Origin of the sequence: Pseudomonas sp. CCI3.1, from assembly GCF_034313985.1 — a bacterium.
GTDB classification, from domain to species: domain Bacteria; phylum Pseudomonadota; class Gammaproteobacteria; order Pseudomonadales; family Pseudomonadaceae; genus Aquipseudomonas; species Aquipseudomonas psychrophila.
Genome location: NZ_JAVIWO010000001.1, coordinates 3,832,479 through 3,856,008, shown reverse-complemented (window position 1 = coordinate 3,856,008; position 23,530 = coordinate 3,832,479). Strand labels below are relative to the sequence as shown.

The following is a 23,530-nucleotide window of genomic DNA, read 5'->3' as shown; positions in this document are numbered from 1 at the left end:
CCCCATGCTTTGGAAAAAAGGCCGACGTAGCGATAACGTCGAAGACGTACGCGATCAAGGCACCAGTGGTGGTGGCAGGATGCGGATTGGCGGCGGCAAGGGGCTGAGCCTGATGGCCGTGGTGTTGATTGTCGGCTTCGGCTTGTTAACCGGGCAGGACCCGCTGCAGATGCTCGACCAGTTAAGCGGCGAGTTCACCGGGCAGTCCTCGCCCCAAGTCACTCAGCAGGCAGGGCGTGCACCTGCGGCCAATGATGAACAGGCCGATTTTGTCCGCGCAGTGCTGGGCGATACGGAAGACACATGGCGTCAGATTTTTCAGCAAGCCGGACGCACGTACAAAGACCCGACCCTGGTGCTGTTTCGCGGCCAGGTCAATTCGGCCTGCGGCTTTGCAACCGCGGCCAGCGGGCCGTTTTATTGCCCGGCAGACCAGAAAGTCTATCTGGACATGAGTTTCTTCCAGGAAATGGCCCAGCGCTTCAAGGCCGCTGGCGACTTTGCCCAGGCTTATGTGATCGCTCACGAGGTGGGCCATCACGTGCAGACCCTGCTGGGCGTCTCGTCCAAAATGCAGATGGCTCGCCAGCAGGGCAAACGCATGGAGGGTGATGGCGGCTTATTGGTGCGTCAGGAGCTGCAAGCGGACTGTCTGGCAGGGGTTTGGGCCAACCATGCGCAAAAACGCTTGGACTGGCTGGAGCCAGGGGACATTGATGAGGCCCTGAATGCCGCAAACGCCATTGGCGATGATCGTTTGCAGCAACAAAGCCAAGGCCGCGTGGTGCCCGACTCCTTTACCCACGGCACGTCGGCGCAACGGGTAAAGTGGTTCAAGACCGGTTTTGCGCAAGGCAATATCAATCAGTGCGATACCTTCTCGGCAGCACGGCTTTAGCGAGCAACCCTGTGGGAGCCGGGCTTGCCCGCGATGGCATCAGCGGCATGCATCAGACAAACCCCGCCGCCTGCATCGCGGGCAAGCCCGCTCCCACAGAGTCCTGTCAGTCGAGCAACTGGCGCAGCTCGAAACAGTCTTTGGCGTGCCAATCGGTGAGTTCTGGCCACGGGTTTTCGGGCACGTTGACCAGTACGGTTTTGCTGCCGGCAGCGCGGCCACAGGCCAGGTCAAAGTGATAATCCCCCACCATCACCATCTTCGCCGCAGGCACGCCCCACGCCCGCGCCAGTTGCAGCAGGCCATCGGGGTCCGGCTTGTGCGCGGCGTTGTCACGGCCCAGTACATCCTGTGGCGCAAAGCACTGGTCCAGGCCGATGGCCTTGAGTGTGATATGCGCCAGCTCCTGAGCGTTGCGGGTCAATACGCCCAGACGACAACCCTGAGCGGCCAGATCGCGCACCAGCTCGACCGCGCCCGGCGCAGGGGTTGAGGCCAGCGCCAATTCGCGCTCGTGCTCCAGCAGCCAGGCGTGCTTGGCCGCCGCAATCTCGGCGGGCAAACCGTTGAGATGGGTCAGGATGTCTTCACCCTCCGGGATCTCCAACTCGCGGCGTATCACGGCAAAGTCATGCACCGCGACAGTCAGGGTGCCATCCATATCGAAAACCCAGTGTTTAACGTCCTTGAGTGTCATGCCCAGTCCTTGCGATGGCGGATCAAACCTTCCTGCGTGACCGACGCGACCAACTGGCCTGCGCGGTTGTAGACGCTGCCGCGAGAGAAGCCGCGGGAATTGCCTGCCCATGGGCTGTCCATGGCATAAAGCAACCAGTCATCGGCACGCAGGTCAGCGTGAAACCATAACGCGTGATCGAGGCTGGCGACCTGCATATCCTTTTGCCACACCCCTTTGCCGTGGGGCAGCAAGGAGGTGGTCAGCAAGCCAAAGTCAGAGGCGTAAGCCAACAGGTATTTGTGCAGCGCAGGCGTGTCGGGCAATGTGCCGTCGGCACGAAACCACACGTACTTGATCGGGTCGCTGATCTTGGGGTTAAACGGGTCTTCACCCACCACCGGACGAAACTCGATGGGCTTGGCACACAGCAGCTTTTCACGCATCGACTCTGGAATCAGGTCCGCGCGCTGGCGAATCATGTCGAGCTCCGAGGGCAGGTTCTCAGGTCCTACAACATCAGGCATAGGGATCTGATGTTCAAAACCACCCTCGTCGTATTGAAACGAAGCGCTGCTGGTAAAGATCGGTTGGCCCTTTTGAATGGCGGTCACCCGGCGCGTACTGAAGCTGCCGCCGTCACGCACCCGGTCAACCTGATACACCACGGGCAAGCTTGCGTCGCCAGGGCGCAAAAAGTAGCCATGCATCGAGTGCACGTGGCGGGCGTCTTCGACCGTCTGACTCATGGCAGACAGGGATTGACCGAGTACCTGACCACCGAACAACTGGCGAAAGCCCAAGTCCTGACTGCTGCCGCGAAAGAGGTTCTCCTCGATCGGTTCCAGGGTCAGCAAATTGACCAGATCATCCAACACTTGGCTCATTCAGATTCTCCTCACACAAAGCAATACCGTCGTAATCTTCGTTACGCAGGTCAAAAATTCCGGCTTTCGCCGCTCTACTAATCCTGCTTAACCGTGCAGGGTTTCCAACCACTGTGCCCGCGTAATGCGGTACAGCACGTGGGGCCTTAGCGAATGGCCTTCAAGCAGCCGGGGGTGCTCAAAGTCACTGCCAGGGTCGTGTTGCATGCCGATGGCCTGCATCACTTTTTGAGATGGCAGGTTGACCTGGCTGGTAAACGACACCACTTGATCCAGCGCCAACCGATCGAAGGCACAGCGCAATGCCGCCCATGCCGCTTCACTGGCGTATCCCAGGCCCCAATGCTCGGGCGCCAGTCGCCAGCCAATTTCGACAGCCGGGGTAAACGAGGCGTCAAACGTGACATTCATCAGCCCGGTAAAACCGATGAAGGCACCTGTGTCCTTGCGCTCCAGCGCCCACAGCCCGTAGCCGTATTCGGCAAAGTGGCCGCGAATGCGACCAATCAGCGCTGCGCTTTCGAGGCGGCTCAAGGGGTTCGGAAAATAACGCATCACCTGGTGATCAGCGCACATGGCAGCGAACTCGGGCAAGTCTGTGTCACGCCAGGGGCGCAAGTGCAAACGGGCACTTTCGAGCTCTTTGATCTGCTCCATCCGTTCTCTCCGATTTGTTACCGGGCTTTACATATGTCCGCAGTGTACAGCGCTGTTAATATCCAGCGCTCGTTACGACGCGAAAATCCCTATGCCTGTGCCGCTGATTTACCACGATGACTACAGCCCGCAGTTCCCGGCGGATCATCGATTCCCCATGGACAAGTTCCGCCTGTTGCGCGATCACCTGGTCGAGTCCGGGTTGACCCAGGATGCGGCCCTGCTGCGGCCCGAGCTGTGCCCTGTGGATATCCTTGCGCTGGCCCATGACCGTGCCTATATCGAGCGCTACATGGCGGGCGAACTGGCCCGCGAAGATCAGCGCCGCCTGGGTTTGCCCTGGAGCGAGGCGTTGGCGCGACGCACCATTCGTGCGGTGGGCGGCTCGCTGCTGGCCGCCGAGCAGGCGCTGGAACACGGGCTGGCCTGCCATCTGGCGGGAGGGACCCATCACGCGCACTACGATCACCCGGCAGGCTTTTGCATCTTCAATGATCTGGCCATTATCAGCCGCTATATGCTGGAAAGCGGCCGGGTCAACCGGGTGCTGATTTTTGACTGTGACGTGCATCAGGGCGATGGCACTGCGCGGATCCTTGAACATACCCCGGACGCCATTACCGTCTCCTTGCACTGCGAAAAGAATTTTCCGGCGCGCAAGGCTCAAAGTGACTGGGACATCGGCCTGCCGATGGGGATGGGTGATACCGAGTACTTGCAAGTGGTCGACGAGGCGCTTAATTACCTGCTGCCCTTGTATCAACCGGACCTGGTGCTCTACGACGCTGGCGTGGACGTGCATAAAGACGATGCCCTGGGCTATTTGAAACTCACCGATGAAGGGGTTGCCGCCCGCGACGAGAGCGTTATGCGCCACTGCCTGGGCCGCGATATTCCGGTGGTCGGCGTGATCGGCGGCGGTTACAGCAAAGACCGCAAGGCACTGGCGCGTCGGCACGGGATCTTGCATCACACTGCGCAAAAGGTCTGGCTGTCATCGGGGTGTCACTAAGCTGTGATTTTTTACCCACAATGCCTGTGGAACTGCCTGTGGATAACCTGAGTGGAACCCCCTACAGGCCACGGGGTTCATAGCTCTCAGGGTGCTGTATGTTTTTCGTACAGTTATCAGCACCCCTGTAGCAGTTGCCGAGGAACGAAGGCTGCGTTCGAGCGCGAAGCGGTCGTAAAACCTGAGCATGCTTTGTATCTGACATTACGCGAGCCATGATTTTACGACTGCTGCGCAGCCGGACGCAGCCTTCGGCAGCTGCTACGGGTGATCTACCCACCCCTAAGGTAGAATGCCCGGCCTATTTCGCCGATTTGCAGCCCTGCCATGACTGATTCCATTGCCTCCCCTCTCCATCACGTCGCCATTATTGGCGGGGGTCCGGCCGGTTTGATGGCTGCCGAAGTGTTGAGCCAGGCAGGCGTGCGAGTCGATCTGTACGACGGCATGCCGTCGGTGGGCCGCAAGTTTTTGCTGGCCGGGGTCGGCGGCATGAACATCACCCATTCCGAAGCCTACCCGGCGTTCCTGTCCCGCTACGCCGAGCGTGCGCCGCACATCGCCCCGCTGCTGCGGGCCTTCGATGCCGATGCCTTGTGCCAGTGGATTCATGAACTGGGTATCGAAACCTTTGTCGGCAGCTCAGGCCGGGTGTTCCCCACCGATATGAAAGCCGCGCCACTGCTGCGCGCCTGGCTCAAGCGTCTGCGCGAGTCTGGCGTAATTATCCACACCCGCCATCGCTGGCTGGGCTGGCAAGCCGATGGCCAATTACGCATCGACAGCCCCGAAGGCGAAAAGCGCTTAGAGCCTGATGCGGTGTTACTGGCATTGGGCGGCGGCAGTTGGGCCCGACTGGGGTCGGACGGTGCATGGATGCCCTTGCTGGCCGAGCGCGGCGTCGAACTGGCGCCGCTGCAGCCGAGCAATTGCGGGTTTGATGTAGCGGGCTGGAGTGAGTTGCTGCGCAGCAAGTTCGCTGGTGCCCCGCTGAAAAACATCGCCATTGCACTGCAGCACAGCACGCCGCGTTTGGGCGAATGCGTGATCACTGCCAGCGGGATTGAAGGGAGTTTGATTTACGCCTGGTCAGCGCCGATTCGCGAGGCGATTAATCAACAGGGCAAAGCGACGATTCTGATCGACCTGCTGCCGGGCAAGCCTGTGGATAAAATCCAGGCCGCACTGGCCAAACCCCGCGGCTCGCGCTCGATGAGCAAGCACTTGCACAGTCAGTTGGGGCTCGACGGTGTAAAAGCGGCGCTATTGCGCGAGTTGACCCCCGCCGAGTATTTCAACGACCCGACGCAATTGGCCAAAGCGATCAAGGCGCTGCCTCTGGAACTGATTAAAGCCCGCCCGCTGGACGAAGCCATCAGCAGCGCAGGGGGGGTGTGCTTTGAGGCTGTGGATGAAAACCTGATGCTCAAAGCATTGCCGGGGGTGTTCTGCGCTGGCGAAATGCTCGATTGGGAAGCCCCAACCGGCGGCTACTTGCTCACAGGCTGTTTTGCCAGTGGCCGTGCCGCAGGGTTGGGGGTTTTGAGCTGGTTTAAAGCGCAGCACTAATCCTGGTCAGGCCCCCTGTGGGAGCGAGCCTGCTGGCGAAGGCTATTCGCGAGCAGGCTCGCTCCCACAGTTGAAGTTCCCCAGTGACGGGGTCGACCTTAAGGCTTGCGCTTGCGAGGACCGGTGTTGAACACAGGTACTTTACGCACAGGCTTGACCGATGGCTCGGCCGGTGCCGCTTCGCCGCTATCAACCCATTTGCCCAGGTTGCGCTTGCCCCCACCGCCTGAGGTTTTCGGCTTTTTCGGCTTCTTCGGCTTTTTGACCACCTGGCCAGAAGCATCCGTCTCGGGCACGCGGTGCTCCGGTTCGAAGTCTTGCTCTTCGTGGCGCTTCAAGGTCTGACGGGTCAGCATCTCGATTGCCGACAGCATGTTCACTTCGTCAGCACAGACCAGCGAAATGGCTTCGCCCTTCTGACCGGCACGACCGGTACGGCCAATGCGGTGAATGTAGTCTTCGGCCACGATCGGCAAGTCGAAGTTGACCACCAGCGGCAGGTCTTCAATGTCCAGACCGCGCGCGGCGACGTCAGTTGCCACCAGGATTTGTACTTCACTGGCCTTGAAGCGATCCAGCGCCCGTTGACGCGTGGCTTGTGGCTTGTCGCCATGAATGCCGTCAGCGTTGATCCCCAGACCTTGCAGCTTGCCGACCAATTCATCCACGCCATTGCGGGTTTTGGCGAACACCAGCACCTGCTTCCAGTGCTGGGTGCGCAGCAAGTGCAAGAACAGCTCTGCCTTGCGCTTTTTGTCGACCGGGATGACCCACTGCTTGACGCTGCTGGCGGCCACGTTGCGCGGGCTAACTTCAATGGTCAGCGGGTTGTCGAGCATCTGCTCGGCCAACAGGCGAATCGCGTCAGAAAAGGTGGCCGAGAACAGCAGGGTCTGGCGCTTTTTCGGCAATGCACGGTAAATGTCGCGCAGCTCTTCGGAGAAGCCGAGATCGAGCATGCGATCCGCTTCGTCGAGGATCAGGGTTTGCAGTTGATTGAACTTGATCGCCTTCTGACGATACAGATCGAGCAAACGCCCAGGCGTTGCGACCAGGACATCGACGCCTTTGCGCATTTTCATCATTTGCGGGTTGATGCTGACGCCACCGTACACCGCATAGGTGCTCAACGGCAGGTGCTCGGCGTACTGACGAATGCTCTCGTGAACCTGTTCGGCCAGTTCACGGGTCGGCACCAGCACCAGTGCGCGCACCGAGTTGCTGGCGACTTTCGGGCCTTCCATGGTCAGCGACTGCAACAACGGCAGGGCGAAACCGCCGGTTTTGCCGGTGCCTGTCTGGGCGGCAGCCATCAGGTCGCGGCCAGCCAGTACTGCGGGGATCGCTTGGGCCTGAACCGGGGTTGGGGTCTTGTAGCCGAGCGTCTCAAGGGCGCGCAGCAAGGGTTCGATCAGGCCAAGGGTGGCGAATGTCATGGGGATACCGTCGAAAAAGGTCTGCGCAGGGGTGCATAAGTTGCAATTGCGCGCAGTTTACCCTAATTCACACGGGTTTCTGCTTGCGCCACTGCGGCAAACCGATCAACACCACGGCGCTGATGATGACGGCCATGGCCAGGCACTCTTCAAAACCAATGGTCTCACCCGCAAAGGCGATCCCCAGCATCACCGCCACGGCCGGGTTGACATAGGCATAGCTGGTGGCAGCCGCGGGGCGCACGTTTTTGAGCAGATACATGTAGGCGCTGAAGGCGATGATCGAGCCAAAGAACACCAGATACAGCAAGGCGCCCCAGCCTGCAGCAGTCGGCATTTCTGTCATGCGTTCGCCACTGAGCAGGCTGCCCGCCAGCAACACGGCCCCCGCAGTGAGCATTTCAGCAGCACTGGCCATTGGCCCTGGGGGCAGCGGCAGGTGCCGGCTCCAGACCGAACCAAATGCCCAGGCAGCGGCGGCAAAAATGACCATGGCCGCGCCCATCGGGCTGGCTTGCAGGTTGGACCCCAGGTTGAGCATGCCGATACCGACCAACCCCAGGGCAATGCCCGCCCATTCCAGGCGAGTGTTGCGTGCGCCCCAGAAGTAGCCGAACAGCAAGGTAAACAACGGCACGGTGGCCACGGCCAGCGCGGCAACGCCAGACGCCACACCCGAGTGCTCGGCCAGGGTCACCCCACCATTGCCGCAGGCCAGCAACAGAAAGCCGATCATGGCTGCCGAACGCCACTGAATGGCAGTGGGCGCAGGCGCACCCCGCCAGCGCATGAAGCCGTACATCAAACTGCCCGCTATCAGAAACCGCACCCCGGCCATCATCAAAGGTGGCCAGGACTCAATGCCAATGCGAATGGCCAGGTAGGTCGAGCCCCAAATCACGTACAAGGCAAAAAAGGCACCGATCAGTTGTAGCGGAAAACGACGTGCGGCAGGCATGGCTAGCTCAAGGGCAGAGGCAGGGGACTGGAGAGTTTAGTGAAGGAGGGACGAAACCATAAGTAACAGAACGCACCAAAAGGGGCCGTACACTTTTATACCTGCCTGAGGGAGCAACACAAAACCCGTGGGCGATTGGCTTGCCTGCGAGGCTGGCAACGCGATCAAACTGACACCCCGTGGCGATGCCATCGCGAGCAAGCCCGCTCCCACCGTTTAAAACCCGCGATAGCGCTTCAGATGCTCATTGACCTTCGCGGCCGGGACTTTTTGCAAACCACACAGCAGGTCGTGATTGAGCTCTTTCAACCCATGCTTGTGGCGCAGTTGCTCGGCCAGATAGGCCGTCAGGTTGGCCGCCATTTCAGCATCGGCCATGGCCCGGTGAGCCTGGCCGGTATGGGGCAAGTCGGCAAAGGTGGTCAGCGTTCCCAGCTTGTGGTTGGGGGCCGCCGGCATCAGGCGTCGCGCCAGCAACAAGGAACAGGCGAAATTCTGCAAACGGGTGCGCTTGATGCGGCCCATTTCAAAGTCCCAGAATTTTTGGTCAAAGGCCGCGTTATGCGCCAGCAACGGTGTGATGCCAACGAACTCGTTAACCTCGTTCATCACCTGTTCGGCCGACGGCGCAGTGCGCAGCATGGCGTTACTGATGCCGGTCAACTGTTCGATAAACCCAGGTACGCGTACGCCCGCGTTCATCAGGCTTTGGTAACGCTCCACGATGCGACCGCCCTCAAGAATCACCACTGCAATTTCGGTGGCCCGGCAACTGCTGCTCGGGGAGAGGCCGGTGGTTTCAAAGTCAATAACCGCGATGCGTTCCAAACCTGATAAATCCTGTAAGAGTGGGGGTTACTTAAGCAGCAAATTGCCTTCAATCGGCACGTAGCGGCTGGCAGCGCGAATCAATGAGTTGGCAGTCAGGCCGGGCACGCCATAGGCCACGGTTTCAACGCCGTGCTTGCTGGCAATGCGCTCGAGCAGCAGATCGAAATCGCCGTCCCCTGAAGCCAGCACCACTTCATCCACATGGGCGGCAACGTCCATGATGTCGATGGTGATACCGACGTCCCAGTCGCCCTTGGCCGAGCCGTCACTGCGCTGAATGTAGGGTTTGAGTTTTACCGTGAAACCGAGGTTGCGCAGGATCTGCTGAAACTGCTGCTGCTTGCTGTCACCCCGGTCGATCGCATAGGCATAGGCCTCGACGATTTCACCGCGCTTGCTGATATCTGCCCACAGGGCCGCATAATTGAAATGGCAGCCATAGGCCTGGCGGACCGTGTAATAGAGGTTCTGCACATCCGCGAAGACCGCAATTTTTTTCACCGGCAAACCTCATGACGCCCGGGCAAGCGGGCACGCGACTGAAAACAAGGGGTGCAGTATGCCAGCCTGCCAAGGGTTTGCGCGGATAAACCGCCCGGCGTGAACCGCTGACTTTCAGCCGCGTTAACATTTGCTCATATCGACCCCTCATCGGTTAAAGTGGCGCACCGCTTTTGACTGCTGACAACTGCCAATGAATCCGCTGACCGTTATTCGCGACTCCCTGTACTTCTTCCAGCGCAATCTGAGCCAGATCGTGATGCTGTGCTTGCCGCTGGTCATCCTTGAAGCCGTGTTGCAGCACATCGTTGACAACGCCGTGGGCCCGGATCCGTCGCCCGGCTACAGCCTGATTGTCGGGCTGCTGCTCTATCCGCTGTACACCGGCGCCCTGATCCTGTTTCTCGATGCCCGCAGTCGGGGCGAAAACCCTCGCAATCGCGACCTGCTGGCGTTGGCCATTAATCTGTGGCCCAAGTTTGCCTTGCTCTCGGCAATCAGTACGTTGCTGATCGTGCTGGGGCTGTCGATGTTTTTTATTCCAGGCATTTTCCTGACCGTCGTGCTGGCATTTGCCGAGTACCGGCTGGTATTGCGCGGTGATGCCCCACTGGCTGCAATGAAAGCGAGCTTCAATCTGAGCCGTGGCCATTTCTGGCGGATTTTCGTTTGCATACTGGCCGTGTTGGGGCCGCTGATGCTGCTCAAGGAGCTCAGTTATTCGATGTTTCCCAAGGACGACAACACGCTGCTTTCGCTGGTACTCGATAGCCTCAACAGCTTCCTGCAGTTGTTTGTCTCCGTCGTTCTGTTCCGTTTATTTATGCTAATTAGCGAACCGTCCGACAGATAGAAACAGCTAATCCCTACGTGAAGAACCTTGGAATGCCGCACAACCGTCAGGTATGTTCGGTCACTCCTTGTAACGTCATAAGCCGAGCCCATGCCACGTTTCTTGCGCCGCACCGTATTTGGTTTGCTGCTGATCTCAACGCTTCTGGCATGCCTGATTTATAGCGTTACATGGCGCCCCGCCCCCAGAGAGGTGCTGACCTTCAGTTGCCCGATCACGGCTCCCGTATTGGTGCCCGGCCAGGCACTCAAGGTCATGACGTGGAACATCCAGTACCTGGCGGGCAAGCGCTACGTGTTCTGGTACAACCTGGCCGATGGCAACGGCCCCGATACCCGCCCTACCCGTGACGACATGGCCTTCAGCCTTGATGAAGTGTCGCGGGTCATCCGTGACGAACGCCCGGACCTGGTGTTGCTGCAAGAGGTCGACGACAACGCCAAGGCCAGTGGTTATCAGGATCAACTGGCCCTGCTGCAGGAACGTCTGATCGACATTTACCCCTGCAGCACCCAGGCGTTTACCTGGAAGGCCGATTTTGTACCCGACTGGCACATTTTCGGCAGCGTCGGGCGCACGCTGGTCACCCTCAGCCGCTACCAGATCGAGCACGCCGAACGCTTGCAATTACCAGTGGCCGAGGCCAACTTCATCAGTCGCCAGTTCCAGCCCAAACCTGCATTACTGGTCAATTACCTGCCGCTCAACGACGGTGGGCAACTGGCCGCGATCAACACTCAACTGGACGCCCCCTCGCAAAACAACAGCAACCTGCGCGAGCAGATGCAAACCGTCGCCACGCTGGTCGACAAGCTCGAAAGCCAGGGCACGCCCTGGCTGATCGGCGGGGATTTCAACCTGCTGCCCATTGGCCAGTTCTTGCGTTTGCCCGCCCCTTTGCGGCTGGGCTACTCAGCGGACAGCGAGTTGCACGTGCTGTGGGAAAAGTACCCCATGATCCCCAGCAACCCTGAAGCCACCGGCATCGACCGGGAGCTGTGGCTGACCCACTTCCCCAACGATCCCCGTGCCGAAGAACCCGACCGCACTCTCGATTACCTCTTCCACAGCCCAAAACTGCAGCGCATTGAAGGCTATGTGCGCCAGGAAGACACCCTCACCATCTCGGATCATCTGCCGGTACTGGGGCGGTTTTTGTTGCCCCCGGACTGAGTCAGATCGCCCTCGCCGCTGCCTGCCAAAAACAATGAAGTGATGATTGCTTTGCCTGTAGTTGTACGATGACGTATAACTACAGGCAATCAACGGTTGTCCCGCCTGTGGAGAAACTTCATGACTGACTCAAAGCGTTTCGACAATTACATTGCTGGCGAATGGGTAGCAGCACCCACCTACAGTTCAAACATCAACCCATCCGATCTGTCCGATGTGATTGGCGAATATGCACAGGCGGATGCCAACCAGGTTCAGACCGCCATTGATGCGGCCAGGGCGGCATTCCCGGCCTGGTCGACGTCAGGCATTCAGGCGCGCTGCGACGCACTGGACAAAGTCGGCAGCGAAATCCTCGCTCGCAAGGAAGAGCTGGGCAACCTGCTGGCACGCGAAGAGGGCAAGACCTTGCCTGAAGCGATCGGTGAAGTCAGCCGCGCCGGTAATATCTTCAAGTTTTTCGCCGGTGAGTGCCTGCGCCTGTCGGGCGATTACCTGCCTTCGGTGCGCCCGGGCGTCCATGTAGAGGTCACCCGTGAAGCGTTGGGCGTGGTCGGTTTGATCACTCCGTGGAACTTCCCTATTGCCATCCCGGCCTGGAAAATTGCCCCGGCCCTGGCCTATGGCAACTGCGTGGTTTTCAAACCCGCCGACCTGGTCCCGGGTTGCGCTTGGGCGCTGGCCGAGATCATCTCTCGGGCTGGCTTCCCGGCGGGTGTTTTCAACCTGGTGATGGGCAGCGGCCGCGTGGTCGGTGAAGCGATCGTCAAGAACCCGAAAGTGGACGGCGTCAGCTTCACCGGTTCCGTGGGCGTCGGACGCCAGATCGCAATCAACTGTGTTACTCGTCAGGCCAAAGTCCAGCTGGAAATGGGCGGCAAGAACCCGCAGGTCATCCTCGACGATGCCGATCTCAAGCAAGCGGTCGAGCTGGCCGTACAAAGCGCGTTCTACTCCACCGGCCAGCGTTGCACCGCCTCAAGCCGCCTGATTGTCACCGCCGGCATTCACGACAAGTTCGTCGAAGCCATGGCCGAACGCATGCGTTCGATCAAGGTCGGCCATGCTTTGCAGGCGGGGGTCGATATCGGGCCGGTCGTGTCCCGTGCTCAGCTCGACCAGGACCTTGGCTACATCGACATTGCCCAGAACGAAGGCGCTCGACTGGTCGCCGGTGGCCGCTTGGTGACGTGCGATACCGAAGGTTATTTCCTCGCCCCCGCCCTGTTTGCCGATAGCACCGCCAGCATGCGCATCAGCCGCGAAGAAGTGTTCGGCCCGGTGGCCAACATCATCAAGGTTGCAGACTACGAAGCGGCCCTGGAAATGGCCAATGACACCGAGTTCGGCCTGTCGGCCGGTATCGCGACGACCTCACTCAAATATGCCAATCACTTCAAGCGCCACTCTCAGGCCGGGATGGTGATGGTCAACCTGCCCACGGCTGGTGTGGACTATCACGTGCCATTTGGCGGGCGTAAAGGTTCGTCCTATGGCTCCCGTGAGCAGGGCCGGTATGCGCAGGAGTTCTACACCGTGGTCAAAACCAGCTACATCGGGTCTTGATACGTAACCTCCGTAGCAGCTGCCGCAGGAACGAGGCTGCTACGGGGGTTGCTAGGCTTTGCGCGGCTTGATCCGTGCGGTGGCTTCGGCCACCAATGGGTCATCGGGCCAGTAGTGCTTGGGGTAACGCCCCTTCAGGTCTTTCTTCACCTCGGCATAGGTGCTGCGCCAGAAGTTGGCCAAATCCTGGGTTACTTGTACCGGCCGCCGTGCAGGCGACAACAGGTGCAATTTGACCACTTGCCGCCCGCCTGCAATGCGCGGGGTATCGGCCAGACCGAACAGCTCTTGCAGCCGCACCGCCAAAATTGGCGGGTGCTCGCTGTAATCCAACCTCACCGATGAACCCGACGGGACCTTGATGTGATGGGGTGCCAGCTCGTCGAGACGTTGTGGCAGCGGCCACTTCAGCACGTTATGCACAATGCTCGAGAGGTCCAGACTGGCAAAGTGACTCAGCCGCGAAACCCGCCCCAGGTAAGGCGCCAGCCATTCCTCAAGCCCGCCCACTAATGCAGCATCGCTGACATCCGGCCATTCGCTCTGACCCTGGCTTTGCGTATCAAGCTGACGCAGAAGTGCCACACGCGCCTGCCATTGACGCAGTTCGGGCGTCCACGGCAACAGCTCCAGGCCTTTGCGCCGCACCAGATTGATCAGCGCTTGGGTGCGCGCCGCCTCGTCCAGCCCGGTCAATGGCTCGCGACTGAGCACCAGCTCACCTACCTTGCGCTGACGTTCAGCACGTAACACGCCTTCACGTTCATCCCAGTCAAGCTGATCGACAACGCTGACCTGCTCACTCAACACGCCATCAAGCAATGCGGGATCAAACTCGGCGGCCAGGTAGATGCGCTCTTCACGCTGGCCCTGACGACTGCCCAGGTCTGCGATGACCAGCCAGGGCTGTTTCATCAGGCCATCGACTTCGCTGAACAATGCTGCCCGGCCATTGGCCAGCCGATACTCCGCACCTCCGGGCTTGCGTTGTTGAGCAATGCGGTCGGGGTAGGCCAGCGCCAGCAAGGCACCCAGCCAGCGCGGGTGATCGGGGTCGATGACCGGTTGAGTGGCCTTGGTTCGCAAATAGCCCCGGTATTGGCGGGCCAGTTGTTTGGCTCGCTGTACGCCTCCTTGCCCACCCCGTGCGGCGCGGCTTTCGCCCGAAAGCAGGGCCAGACGGCTGTGCACATCTGCTCCTGCGCCGCGCAAGATATCGCGCTCACCCAATAACGCCGCCACGTCACAGGCCATGTCAGCCAGGCCCAGATCCTGGCCACGCAGTAACAGATGGGCGATACGCGGGTGCGCGGGCAGTTCGGCCATCGTTCCGCCGTGAGGGGTAAGTTTTCGGTCGCGCAAGGCCCCCAAACGCTCCAGCAATTGCTGGGCCTGTGCATAACTTGCGGCGGGAGGCACATCGAGCCAGATCAGTTGTTCCGGGGTTACGCCCCAGCGCGCCAGTTGCAGCGCCAGCCCGGCCAGATCTGCCTGGAGGATTTCAGCACTGCCATAGGCGGCCATTTGCCCGTGCTGGTCTTCTGACCATAGGCGGTAACAAACACCGGGCTCCAGACGCCCGGCACGGCCAGCGCGCTGAGTGGCACTGGCACGAGAGATGCGCTGGGTATCGAGACGGGTCATGCCGCTGCCCGGGTCAAAACGCGGCACCCGCGCCAGCCCGGCATCAATCACCACGCGCACGCCGTCAATGGTCAGGCTGGTCTCGGCAATATTGGTCGCCAGCACCACTTTGCGCAGGCCCTTGGGCGCCGGCTCGATGGCAGCACGCTGAGCCGCCAGATCCAGCTCACCGTGCAACGGGCACAGCACAATATCGCTGCGCGAGCCCAGCGCGTCAGCCAATTGCTGATTGACCCGGCGAATCTCTGCCTGCCCGGGCAAGAACACCAGCAGGCTACCGCTTTCATCGTTGATGGCATCGAGGACGGTCTGCACCACTCGCGGCTCGATAAACTCACCGGGCACAAAGGGTCGCCCCCAGCGCATCGTTACGGGGTACATGCGTCCTTCACTGCGCAAGATCGGTGCATCGCCCAGGATGCTGGCCAGGCGCTCGCCCTCAAGGGTGGCGGACATCAGCAGGATTTTCAGCGGCTGCTCATCGCGAAACAGCTCACGGCCATTGAGGCTCAAGGCCAACGCCAGGTCGGCATCCAGACTACGCTCATGGAACTCGTCGAAAATCACCAGGCCCACCCCTTCCAGCGCCGGGTCGTGCTGCAGGCGGCGGGTAAGAATGCCTTCGGTGACCACTTCGATACGGGTAGCGGGGCCGACTTTGCTGTCGAGACGAATTCGATAGCCCACGGTTTCGCCGACTTTTTCACCCAGCTCACTGGCCAAACGCTCGGCGGCTGCACGGGCAGCAAGACGCCGGGGTTCGAGCATCAGGATCTTCTGCCCCGCGAGCCACGGTTCATTGAGCAGGGCCAGCGGAACACGGGTGGTTTTACCGGCGCCGGGCGGCGCTTCAAGCACGGCTTCATGCCGCTCGGCCAAGGCCAGGCGCAGCGCAGGTAAAACTTCATCAATCGGCAAAGAAATCATGGTGGCTCCAGAACAGAGCGACGAGTATAACGGCGAACAGTTGGGCATTAAGCGCGGTCTTAATGATTCAGTCCTTTAAGCGTCTTCGAGGTTTTTGTATGCGTATGTCTTCCCGTGTGATCGGCGGTGTTGTAGTTGCGGCCCTGCTCAGCCAATTGACTGCCTGCGGCAGTATTTTCTTTCCCGATCGTCGTGGTCAGATCGACGGCAAGATCGATCCCATGATTGCAGTGCTCGATGCCGTGGGCCTGCTGTTTTATGTGATTCCGGGCCTGATCGCATTCGGGGTCGATTTCGCCACCGGTGCGATTTACTTCCCGCCAGGAAAAACCGCACACATCGCCCCGGAAAAACTGCACGAAGCCATCGGCGAAGACGGCAAGGTGGATAACACCAAGCTTCAGGCCATTCTCGAAAGCGAGCTGGGCCGCAGCTTCCCGCTGAACGACCCGCGCCTGATCCAGCACAAGGGCAGCGCACAGCAGTTGGCCATGTACGGTTTGCAACCTGCCGCCTGAAGCCCGTTGCCCATGAACAAGGAAGCGCCATGACCAGCAGCACGGAACACGCCCGCCTGTTACGCCTGGCCACCCGTGCGTCGGTGGCGGTGGCGAGCCTGTTGATCGTGACCAAGGCCATCGCCTGGTGGCTCAGTGGTTCGATCAGCATGCTCGCCGGGTTGACCGACTCGCTGCTCGATGGCGTGACCTCGTTTCTCAACTTGCTGGCCGTACATTACGCATTGCGCCCCGCCGATGAAGATCACCGCTACGGGCACGGCAAGGCCGAGTCGCTGGCCGGCATGGCACAAGCGTTGTTCATTGGCGTGAGTGCGGTGTTGATCGCCTTTCAGGCTGTCGAACGGCTGAAAAATCCCGAGCCTGTGGGCGCCCCGTGGATCGGGATTGGCGTGATCGTGTTTTCGCTGGTGATGACCGTGGCACTGCTAGCGTTGCAACACCGGGTGGTCAAGGCCACGGGCTCCAATGCGGTGCGCGCGGACTCGCTGCACTACCGCTCTGACTTGATGCTCAATGGCAGTATTTTGCTGGCGCTGGTGCTGGCCAGTGTGGGTTTTCCTCAACTGGACGCCTGGTTTGGTCTGGGGATTGCGGTGTATATCCTCTGGAGCGCCATCCAGATCGGGCGTGAGAGTTTTGCCGTACTGATGGATCAGGAGTTACCCAGCGACGTCAGCGAAAACATGCTGGCGCTGGCCTGTGGTGTACCCGGTGTGCTGGGTGCTCACGACCTGCGTACACGTATCTCGGGCAATATCTGGTTTGTGCAGTTTCACCTGGAGCTACCGGGCGAGCTGACCCTGTCCGAGGCCCATGCCATCTGCGACCACGCCGCCGAAGCCATCACGCAAACCTACCCGCAGGCCGAAGTGCTGGTGCACGCCGACCCGCAGGAAGTGGTTAAACCCAGGGTACACATAACCCCGTAGCAGCTGCCGTAGGAACGAGGCTGCGTCCGGCGGCGAAGCCGTCGTGATACCCGAGCACTCAATTTATCTGACACACCGGAGCGCCTGATTTTACGACGACTACGTCGCCGGACGCAGCCTCGTTCCTTCGGCAGCTGCTACAGCGTTTCGTCATTCATCAATACGTCACCTGATACCCGCGACTGCTCAAGCAACTGCCTTGAGCTTGCCTATAGGCTTGCACCACTGCCGGGGCGGGGGCGTAAGTGAGTCTGGCTGGGTCAAACCCGCTTTGATCGATGGCCCAGCGGTAGCAGTCGTAGCGGTCCTGATCGACTTGCGCCGGGCTCTGGCCATTGACCGGGTAAGCCACCACGTCATAGCCGTTGCTCACAGGCTGCTGGGCGGTCGGGGGTTGGACCACGATGTAATCCTGGGTTGCGGGTTGATACGCGTAATACGCACCCGCCGCCAGGAACATTAACGTACTGCCAAACCACACTTCCCGCGCAAACTCAGGCAAATACCCTACGCGAATCCCATAAGGCGGTTGAACCACGATGTAGCGCGGGCCTTGCGGGCGATACCAGTAGCCGCCTGAAAAGAAGTAATCCTGACCGCGATAGGGCACTTGCCAGTGCCGGCCAGGGAAACGGTCTACCACATAGCCCGGACGATACTGCGGCCCGGGGCCCCAGCCATTGCCATGCCCGGAAGGCCGCCCGACCCAACGCTGATCGTTGGGATGACGGTTATCCGCACCCGGGTTGTAACCGCCGCTGTGCCAATTCTGCTGACCACCCCGGTTCGGGGCTTGGGTCTGCTGCACCCTGTCTGGACGCGACTGGATCGGCAGGTTATTACCTGGCTGGTACGGGCGAGGCTGACCAGGGGGCTGGCCCTGTGGCCGCCCTTGCCATTGCCCACCTGGGGGTTGCGCATTGTCTTTTGAAGGTCTGTTGTCGGAGCGCTGCGAGTTGTCTTGACGACCTTGGGGGCGCCCCTGACTGTGCTCCTGGCGCGGCTGATTATTACCGCCCTGCCCTTGCTGCCAATGCTGCTGACCACCACTGGAGTGAGCAGGGCGCGCATCTTGAGAACCGCCTTCACCTCGCTCATCGGCCAACAACTGTCCGCTGACACTCACACAGAGCACGCCAACTGTAGCCAGATGCCAGATGCGCGGTTTCATGCTGTTCCTCACTGCGAGATAGGGCCTAAACATAAGACTGGAAATTCGAGAACCGGTTCTACGCCAAGCACCCAGCAACGCAACTAATTTCGACAGACAAAAAAAGGGCGACCCGTCGGTCGCCCTTTGCTTCTTGCGAAAATCTGTTTCGTCCTGGCTCAACACTTGTGATGTTGGCTCACCTCGCTCTGCCTTCTGGGCAGTGCGTAGCCCGGGGGCCGGGGCAACCCTATGGGGTTGGCGGCCGCGGCTGGCCTGATTCGGCGGGCCGCAGTGGACTCTATGTCCGGGCAGTGATTCTGTTAATAAGAATAGGCCTGAGGCCACGACAGGCGATTGCGAAGATTGCTCGATAAAACATCACTTGCGCAATTTTTGACTTAAGGTGGATACTTTCACGCAATAGTTATGACAAAGGGTAACTTCGTGAGCAAACTCGACCGGTATGACCTGAGCATTTTGGCGGAATTGCAGCGTGACGCACGCATCTCTAACCAGGAACTGGCCGAGCGTATCGGCCTGTCGCCATCACCTTGCTCACGGCGCGTCAAACAGCTTGAGGATGACGGCTATATCAGCCGGCAAGTGGCGCTGCTCGACCGTAAGCTGTTGGGTTTAAGCCTTACGGCCTACGTGCTGATCGGTATGGACCGACACACGCCAGAGCGTTTTGAAAACTTCGAAGCCTGTATCCGCAACCTGCCGCAAGTGCTGGAGTGCAGCCTGGTGACCGGCATGGACGCGGATTACCAGCTCAAAGTGGTGGTAGCCGATATGGATCACTACCAAAAACTGCTGCTGGGCGAGCTGACCCGCATCGAGGGCGTGACCAGCGTGCGCTCAAGCTTTGTGCTCAATCAGGTGCTTAACAGCACCGAGTTGCCACTGACTCACTTGCGCACGTGAAAGCAACTCCCGTAGCAGCTGCCGAGGAACGAAGGCTGCGTTCGGCTGCGAAGCAGTCGTAAAATCAGCACACGCGATTTTTCAGTGATACCACGCACTCTGATCTTACGATTGCTTCGCAATCGAACGCAGCCTCGTTCCTTCGGCAGCTGCTACGGGCTACGCGAACCCCTATCACCCTCCAGATCAATAGCCGCGCCGGCACCATGACGTATACTCCTACGGCTTTTTCCCACGATGACGCCGGAGAACACCGATGGATCCTGCAGTACTTGAAGAATGGATGATGACGATTCTGGTCAGTGTGCTGATCATTTTCATGGCCTTTATCGTCTGGGATCTGGCGAAGAAGTCCAAAGCCGGGCGCTTCGGCTCAATGATTCTGTTTTTCGTACTGGGCCTGGGTGTTGCGGCGTTCATCATCAAGAGCGTGGTGATCGGGCTGATCGAGTCCGGCGCGCTATAGCCGCGCTGGCACTTCCTTGTATTGCCCCTGCTCCAGCCCTTCAATCGTCCAGTCGCCAATCCGCACCCGCACCAGACGCAAGGTCGGCAGGCCCACCGCGGCCGTCATGCGCCGTACCTGACGATTGCGCCCTTCGCGAATCACCAGCTCCAGCCACGACGTGGGAATGCTTTTGCGAAAGCGCACCGGCGGGTTGCGCGGCCATAGCTGCGGTTCTTCCAGTGCCCGTGCTTCGGCTGGCAGAGTCTTGCCATCGTTGAGCTCCACACCCTCACGCAACTGCTGCAGTTGCTCTGGCGTGGGCTCGCCTTCCACTTGTACCCAGTAGGTCTTGGGCAATTTGTGCTTGGGATCGGCAATCCGCGCCTGCAACTGGCCATCATTGGTCAGCAGCAGCAACCCCTCACTGTCCCTGTCCAGTCGACCGGCCGGATAAATTCCCGGTATCGGGATAAAGTCCTTGAGCGTCGCCCGCCCGCCTTCGTCGCTGAACTGGGTCAGCACATCGAAAGGCTTGTTAAACAGATACAGCTTGGGATCAGACGGCGGCGCCTTGGCCACACGGCGGTTGGCAGCTTGAGGGTTTGGACTTTTCGAGGCCGGACGGCGTGGGGCGGGACGAGACATGACAAAAAAGGACATCTAGCGATCAGGGCTGGCAATGCTAGTCCCCTGATCGCTAAATGACCATCACCGATCAACGGAACGGCGGTTCGTCGAAGCTGCGCAGTTTGCGCGAGTGCAGGGAGTTGAGCTGGCTGCGCATCAAGTCCACGGCGGCAATACCGATTTTCAAGTGCTGGCTCACGGCCCGCTCATAGAAAGCGTTGGCCGAACCCGGCAGTTTGATTTCGCTGTGCAAGGGTTTGTCCGACACGCACAGCAGCGTGCCGTACGGAACGCGCAAGCGATAACCCTGGGCCGCAATGGTGCCGCTTTCCATGTCAACGGCCACGGCGCGGGACAGGTTGATCAGCGGGCGCTCCTGAGCCCAGCGCAGTTCCCAGTTACGGTCGTCATAGGTCAGTACGGTGCCGGTGCGCAGGCGTTTTTTCAGTTCTTCGCCGCGTTCGCCAGTGACCTGTGCCGCCGCTTCCTGCAACGCCAGTTGCACCTCTGCCAGCGCCGGAATCGGAATATTCGGCGGTACGACCCGATCAAGAATCCCGTCGCGACGCATGTAGGCGTGGGCCAACACGTAGTCACCGATGGTTTGCGACTGACGCAGGCCGCCGCAGTGACCAATCATCAACCAGCAATGGGGACGCAGCACGGCAAGGTGGTCGGTGATGTTTTTCGCGTTGGACGGGCCGACGCCGATGTTCACCAGGGTCACGCCGTGACCGTCGTTGGCCTGCAGGTGATACGCCGGCATCTGGTAGCGATGCCACACCACACCCGCCGCAATGGCCTGAGCTTCGCCGTAGTCCATGGATTTTTCGATAATCACGTTGCCCGGCATCACCATGCGCACAAAACGCGGGTTATCACGCAACTGCTCAAGGCCATGGAGGATGAACTGGTCGACATAGCGATGGTAGTTGGTCAGCAGAATCCACGGCTGCACATGGCGCCAGTCACTGCCGGTGTAGTGCACCAGGCGGCGCAGCGAGAAGTCGACCCGGGCAGCGTCGAACAGCGCCAAGGGCAACGGATCGGTGTTTTCCCAATCGTACAGGCCATCTGCGATGCCATCAGTGGCGGCGGACAGGTCGGTACTCGGGAACACTCGCGCCAATGCCGCAGCGGTAACACCGGAACCGGCAAGTTCATCCCCTTGTTCGACCACATAGGGATACGGAATATTTTGCTGGCTGACACCGACTTCCACCTCAACGGTGAAATCGCGCATCAACGGCACCAACTGCTCCAGCAGATAGTTACGGAAAGATGCGGGATGGGTGACGGTGATGCTGTAGGTGCCCGGCAATTGCACTTTGGCGTAAGCACGGGTCAGGGTGGGGATTTCACCGTGAATGGTGTTAGTCAATCGCAGTTCCGGGTAACGGAACAAGGCGCGCTCGTCGGCGCTGGGTTCGATTCGGTCTTTAAGATAACGCTTGAGTGCCTGGCTTAACGCAGTGGTTGCGCGCTCGTGGAGGGCAGCGAGGCGATCAACGGCCTCTTCAGCGGTGGAAACGACAATAAAAGCTTCGGTCACGATAAGCATCCTGTCTTCTGAACGGGCAGGCCTTTATCTTGCCTGTATCGAGGGGTAAAGACAGCTACAAATGTAGGCATGCCACTGATTTTATGTGGGTGATTTCCTGTGGGAGCGCACATGTTCAGGGGATCCCAGGGGTTGAGCGGGCAACGATCGCGGCTACATTCAAACCCCTTGGCAAGGTGCCGTATACCCGGCCGCTGCCGTGCAGGCGGCTGGCGATAAAGGCGTCGCTGATATCGCTGTTGCCCGCCTCCAGCAGCAGCTTTGCTTGCAGGCCCAAGGCGATGTCTTCTGTCAGTTGCCGCGCGCGGTATTGAATGTCTTCAGTGTCTTTAAAGGCCGTTTTAAGCTGCGTAATATGCTGCCCCAGACGCCCATCGCCATGCCCGTCGCCCAGTTCGGCAAACAGGGCGTCCAGCACGCCGGGCTCTTTGGACAAGGCTCGCAACACGTCCAGGCATTGCACATTACCCGAACCTTCCCACGTCGAATTCACCGGCGCTTCGCGATACAGACGCGGCAAGATACTGTCCTCTACATACCCCGCTCCGCCCATGCATTCGGCCGCCTCATTGATCATGGCCGGGGCCCGCTTGCAGATCCAATACTTGCCCACCGCCGTCACCAGCCGAGAAAACCGTGCCTCTTGCGGGTCATCCAGATGATCCAGAGCACGCCCCATGCGCAGGCTCAGGGCCAGCGCGGCTTCACTTTCCAGCGCCAGGTCTGCCAGTACGTTCTGCATCAACGGTTGATCGGCCACCACTCGGCCACCCACCAAACGGTGCGCACAGTGATGGCTGGCCTGGGTGAGTGCCTGACGCATCAAGGCACTGGAGCCGACCATGCAATCGAAGCGGGTCATGGCAACCATTTCAATAATCGTCGGCACGCCGCGCCCTTCTTCGCCGATCATCCAGGCCAGTGCGCCCCGAAATTCGACTTCGCTGGAGGCGTTGGAACTGTTGCCCAGTTTGTTTTTCAGGCGCTGGATGTAGAACTCATTGCGACTGCCGTCCGGACGATGACGCGGCAGCAAAAAGCAGCTCAGGCCCTTGTCGGTTTGCGCCAGGGTCAGGAAGCCATCACCCATCGGCGCCGAACAGAACCATTTGTGCCCCAACAATTCGTAGGCCTGCCCCGCTCCCTTGGCCCCCACGGCGTACGCCCGCGTAGTGTTGGCCCGAACGTCGGTGCCACCCTGCTTTTCGGTCATGGCCATGCCCAGGGTCACGCCGGCCTTTTGGCTGATGTCGACATTGCGCGGGTCGTATTCGGTGGCAAGTACTTTGGGCAGCCAGATATCGGCAATATCCGGCTGCAGCCGCAAGGCCGGTACGCTGGCAAAGGTCATGGTCAAGGGGCAGCCGCTCCCTGCTTCGGCCTGGCTGTGCAGGTAGGTCATGGCGGCACGGGCCACATGGGCGCCGGGTTGCGGGTCCGTCCAGGGCAATGACGGCAAACCGTGCTCAATCGCCGTGCGCATCAGCTCGTGGTAGGCAGGGTGAAACTCCACCAGATCGATCCGATGCCCATAACGGTCATGGCTGACAAACTGCGGCTTGTTTTCATTGGCCAGAAAGCCCGCCACCATCAACGGGCCGCCCGCCAGTGCTCCGTACTCATCGATTCGCGCTTGCGCCCAGCCCGCGCCAAAGTGCTGGCTCCACTGTTGCAGCACCCGATCGATCCGGTACAGGTTCACCCCGTCCAAAGACGGTGGCTGATTGGTTACCTGATGGGTTTCAGCGTATTGATGCAGGTTCATTGCGCGGGCTCCTC

The 23,530-nt window shown here is 60.0% G+C and carries 22 protein-coding genes; 10 read left to right on the top strand and 12 right to left on the bottom strand.

Annotation, left to right across the window (positions count from 1 at the left end; genetic code table 11):
* Positions 1-4: 4 nt before the first annotated feature.
* On the top strand, positions 5-898 hold the full coding sequence (locus RGV06_RS17695; RefSeq protein ID WP_046810564.1) for a neutral zinc metallopeptidase: 894 nt from the start codon (positions 5-7) through the stop codon (positions 896-898).
* A gap of 106 nt (positions 899-1,004) precedes the next feature.
* Here the strand turns inward: RGV06_RS17695 and RGV06_RS17690 are convergent, their stop codons facing one another.
* From RGV06_RS17690 to RGV06_RS17680, 3 genes are all read right to left on the bottom strand, one after another.
* A complete protein-coding gene (locus RGV06_RS17690) occupies positions 1,005-1,595 on the bottom strand; it encodes an HAD family hydrolase (RefSeq protein WP_019824111.1) in 591 nt (196 codons plus the stop codon).
* Complete coding sequence (gene tesB, locus RGV06_RS17685) at positions 1,592-2,461, bottom strand: acyl-CoA thioesterase II (protein WP_019824113.1); 870 nt, start codon at positions 2,459-2,461, stop codon at positions 1,592-1,594. Before tesB ends, RGV06_RS17690 begins: the two co-directional genes overlap by 4 nt.
* An 87-nt stretch (positions 2,462-2,548) precedes the next feature.
* Positions 2,549-3,118: a GNAT family N-acetyltransferase gene (locus tag RGV06_RS17680; RefSeq protein ID WP_019824114.1), complete on the bottom strand. Its 570-nt coding sequence runs from the start codon at positions 3,116-3,118 to the stop codon at positions 2,549-2,551.
* Between the two features lie 91 nt (positions 3,119-3,209).
* Here RGV06_RS17680 and RGV06_RS17675 point away from each other — a divergent pair, with 91 nt between their 5' ends.
* Complete coding sequence (locus RGV06_RS17675; protein ID WP_019824116.1) at positions 3,210-4,130, top strand: histone deacetylase; 921 nt, start codon at positions 3,210-3,212, stop codon at positions 4,128-4,130.
* Positions 4,131-4,457: 327 nt separating this feature from the next.
* A complete protein-coding gene (locus tag RGV06_RS17670; protein ID WP_019824120.1) occupies positions 4,458-5,699 on the top strand; it encodes a TIGR03862 family flavoprotein in 1,242 nt (413 codons plus the stop codon).
* Positions 5,700-5,797: 98 nt separating this feature from the next.
* On the opposite strand, the gene RGV06_RS17665 is transcribed toward RGV06_RS17670, so the two are convergent.
* The 4 genes from RGV06_RS17665 to RGV06_RS17650 all read right to left on the bottom strand — a co-directional run bounded on the left by RGV06_RS17665 (position 5,798) and on the right by RGV06_RS17650 (position 9,425).
* Positions 5,798-7,135, bottom strand: coding sequence for a DEAD/DEAH box helicase (locus RGV06_RS17665; RefSeq protein WP_019824121.1), 1,338 nt, complete (start codon positions 7,133-7,135; stop codon positions 5,798-5,800).
* 67 nt (positions 7,136-7,202) lie between these two features.
* Complete coding sequence (gene yedA, locus RGV06_RS17660) at positions 7,203-8,093, bottom strand: drug/metabolite exporter YedA (RefSeq protein ID WP_046810562.1); 891 nt, start codon at positions 8,091-8,093, stop codon at positions 7,203-7,205.
* A 216-nt stretch (positions 8,094-8,309) separates the two neighbouring features.
* Positions 8,310-8,921: a PolC-type DNA polymerase III gene (locus RGV06_RS17655; protein ID WP_019824127.1), complete on the bottom strand. Its 612-nt coding sequence runs from the start codon at positions 8,919-8,921 to the stop codon at positions 8,310-8,312.
* Between the two features lie 27 nt (positions 8,922-8,948).
* Positions 8,949-9,425, bottom strand: a complete 477-nt coding sequence (locus RGV06_RS17650) for an NYN domain-containing protein (protein ID WP_019824129.1) — start codon at positions 9,423-9,425, stop codon at positions 8,949-8,951.
* 193 nt (positions 9,426-9,618) lie between these two features.
* Between RGV06_RS17650 and RGV06_RS17645 the strand changes: the two genes are divergently transcribed.
* The 3 genes from RGV06_RS17645 (at position 9,619) to RGV06_RS17635 (ending at position 13,017) form a co-directional block, all read left to right on the top strand.
* Positions 9,619-10,278, top strand: coding sequence for a YciC family protein (locus RGV06_RS17645; RefSeq protein ID WP_019824131.1), 660 nt, complete (start codon positions 9,619-9,621; stop codon positions 10,276-10,278).
* Between the two features lie 90 nt (positions 10,279-10,368).
* Positions 10,369-11,451: an endonuclease/exonuclease/phosphatase family protein gene (locus tag RGV06_RS17640; RefSeq protein ID WP_019824132.1), complete on the top strand. Its 1,083-nt coding sequence runs from the start codon at positions 10,369-10,371 to the stop codon at positions 11,449-11,451.
* A 120-nt stretch (positions 11,452-11,571) separates the two neighbouring features.
* Positions 11,572-13,017: an aldehyde dehydrogenase family protein gene (locus RGV06_RS17635; protein ID WP_048351207.1), complete on the top strand. Its 1,446-nt coding sequence runs from the start codon at positions 11,572-11,574 to the stop codon at positions 13,015-13,017.
* A 51-nt stretch (positions 13,018-13,068) separates the two neighbouring features.
* Here the strand turns inward: RGV06_RS17635 and hrpB are convergent, their stop codons facing one another.
* Positions 13,069-15,588, bottom strand: coding sequence for an ATP-dependent helicase HrpB (gene hrpB, locus RGV06_RS17630; protein ID WP_322150702.1), 2,520 nt, complete (start codon positions 15,586-15,588; stop codon positions 13,069-13,071).
* Between the two features lie 98 nt (positions 15,589-15,686).
* Between hrpB and RGV06_RS17625 the strand changes: the two genes are divergently transcribed.
* Positions 15,687-16,106, top strand: coding sequence for a hypothetical protein (locus RGV06_RS17625; protein ID WP_019824167.1), 420 nt, complete (start codon positions 15,687-15,689; stop codon positions 16,104-16,106).
* Between the two features lie 29 nt (positions 16,107-16,135).
* On the top strand, positions 16,136-17,038 hold the full coding sequence (locus RGV06_RS17620) for a cation diffusion facilitator family transporter (protein ID WP_019824168.1): 903 nt from the start codon (positions 16,136-16,138) through the stop codon (positions 17,036-17,038).
* A gap of 157 nt (positions 17,039-17,195) precedes the next feature.
* Here the strand turns inward: RGV06_RS17620 and RGV06_RS17615 are convergent, their stop codons facing one another.
* The gene (locus tag RGV06_RS17615; protein ID WP_322150700.1) at positions 17,196-18,209 is read right to left on the bottom strand and encodes a DUF6515 family protein; all 1,014 of its coding nucleotides are present in this window, start codon (positions 18,207-18,209) and stop codon (positions 17,196-17,198) included.
* Positions 18,210-18,617: 408 nt separating this feature from the next.
* Here RGV06_RS17615 and RGV06_RS17610 point away from each other — a divergent pair, with 408 nt between their 5' ends.
* Positions 18,618-19,115, top strand: coding sequence for an Lrp/AsnC family transcriptional regulator (locus tag RGV06_RS17610; RefSeq protein WP_173667388.1), 498 nt, complete (start codon positions 18,618-18,620; stop codon positions 19,113-19,115).
* Positions 19,116-19,371: 256 nt separating this feature from the next.
* Positions 19,372-19,581, top strand: coding sequence for a DUF2788 domain-containing protein (locus RGV06_RS17605; protein ID WP_016779292.1), 210 nt, complete (start codon positions 19,372-19,374; stop codon positions 19,579-19,581).
* On the opposite strand, the gene RGV06_RS17600 is transcribed toward RGV06_RS17605, so the two are convergent.
* The 3 genes from RGV06_RS17600 to RGV06_RS17590 all read right to left on the bottom strand — a co-directional run bounded on the left by RGV06_RS17600 (position 19,576) and on the right by RGV06_RS17590 (position 23,516).
* Positions 19,576-20,142 (bottom strand): pseudouridine synthase, encoded by a 567-nt coding sequence (locus RGV06_RS17600; protein WP_162207952.1) that lies wholly within the window; start codon positions 20,140-20,142, stop codon positions 19,576-19,578. The genes RGV06_RS17605 and RGV06_RS17600 overlap by 6 nt on opposite strands.
* Before the next feature lie 136 nt (positions 20,143-20,278).
* Entirely contained in the window at positions 20,279-21,751 is a 1,473-nt protein-coding gene (amn, locus tag RGV06_RS17595; RefSeq protein ID WP_162207950.1) for an AMP nucleosidase, read from the bottom strand.
* Between the two features lie 115 nt (positions 21,752-21,866).
* Complete coding sequence (locus tag RGV06_RS17590; RefSeq protein ID WP_322150698.1) at positions 21,867-23,516, bottom strand: acyl-CoA dehydrogenase family protein; 1,650 nt, start codon at positions 23,514-23,516, stop codon at positions 21,867-21,869.
* Positions 23,517-23,530 lie beyond the last annotated feature (14 nt).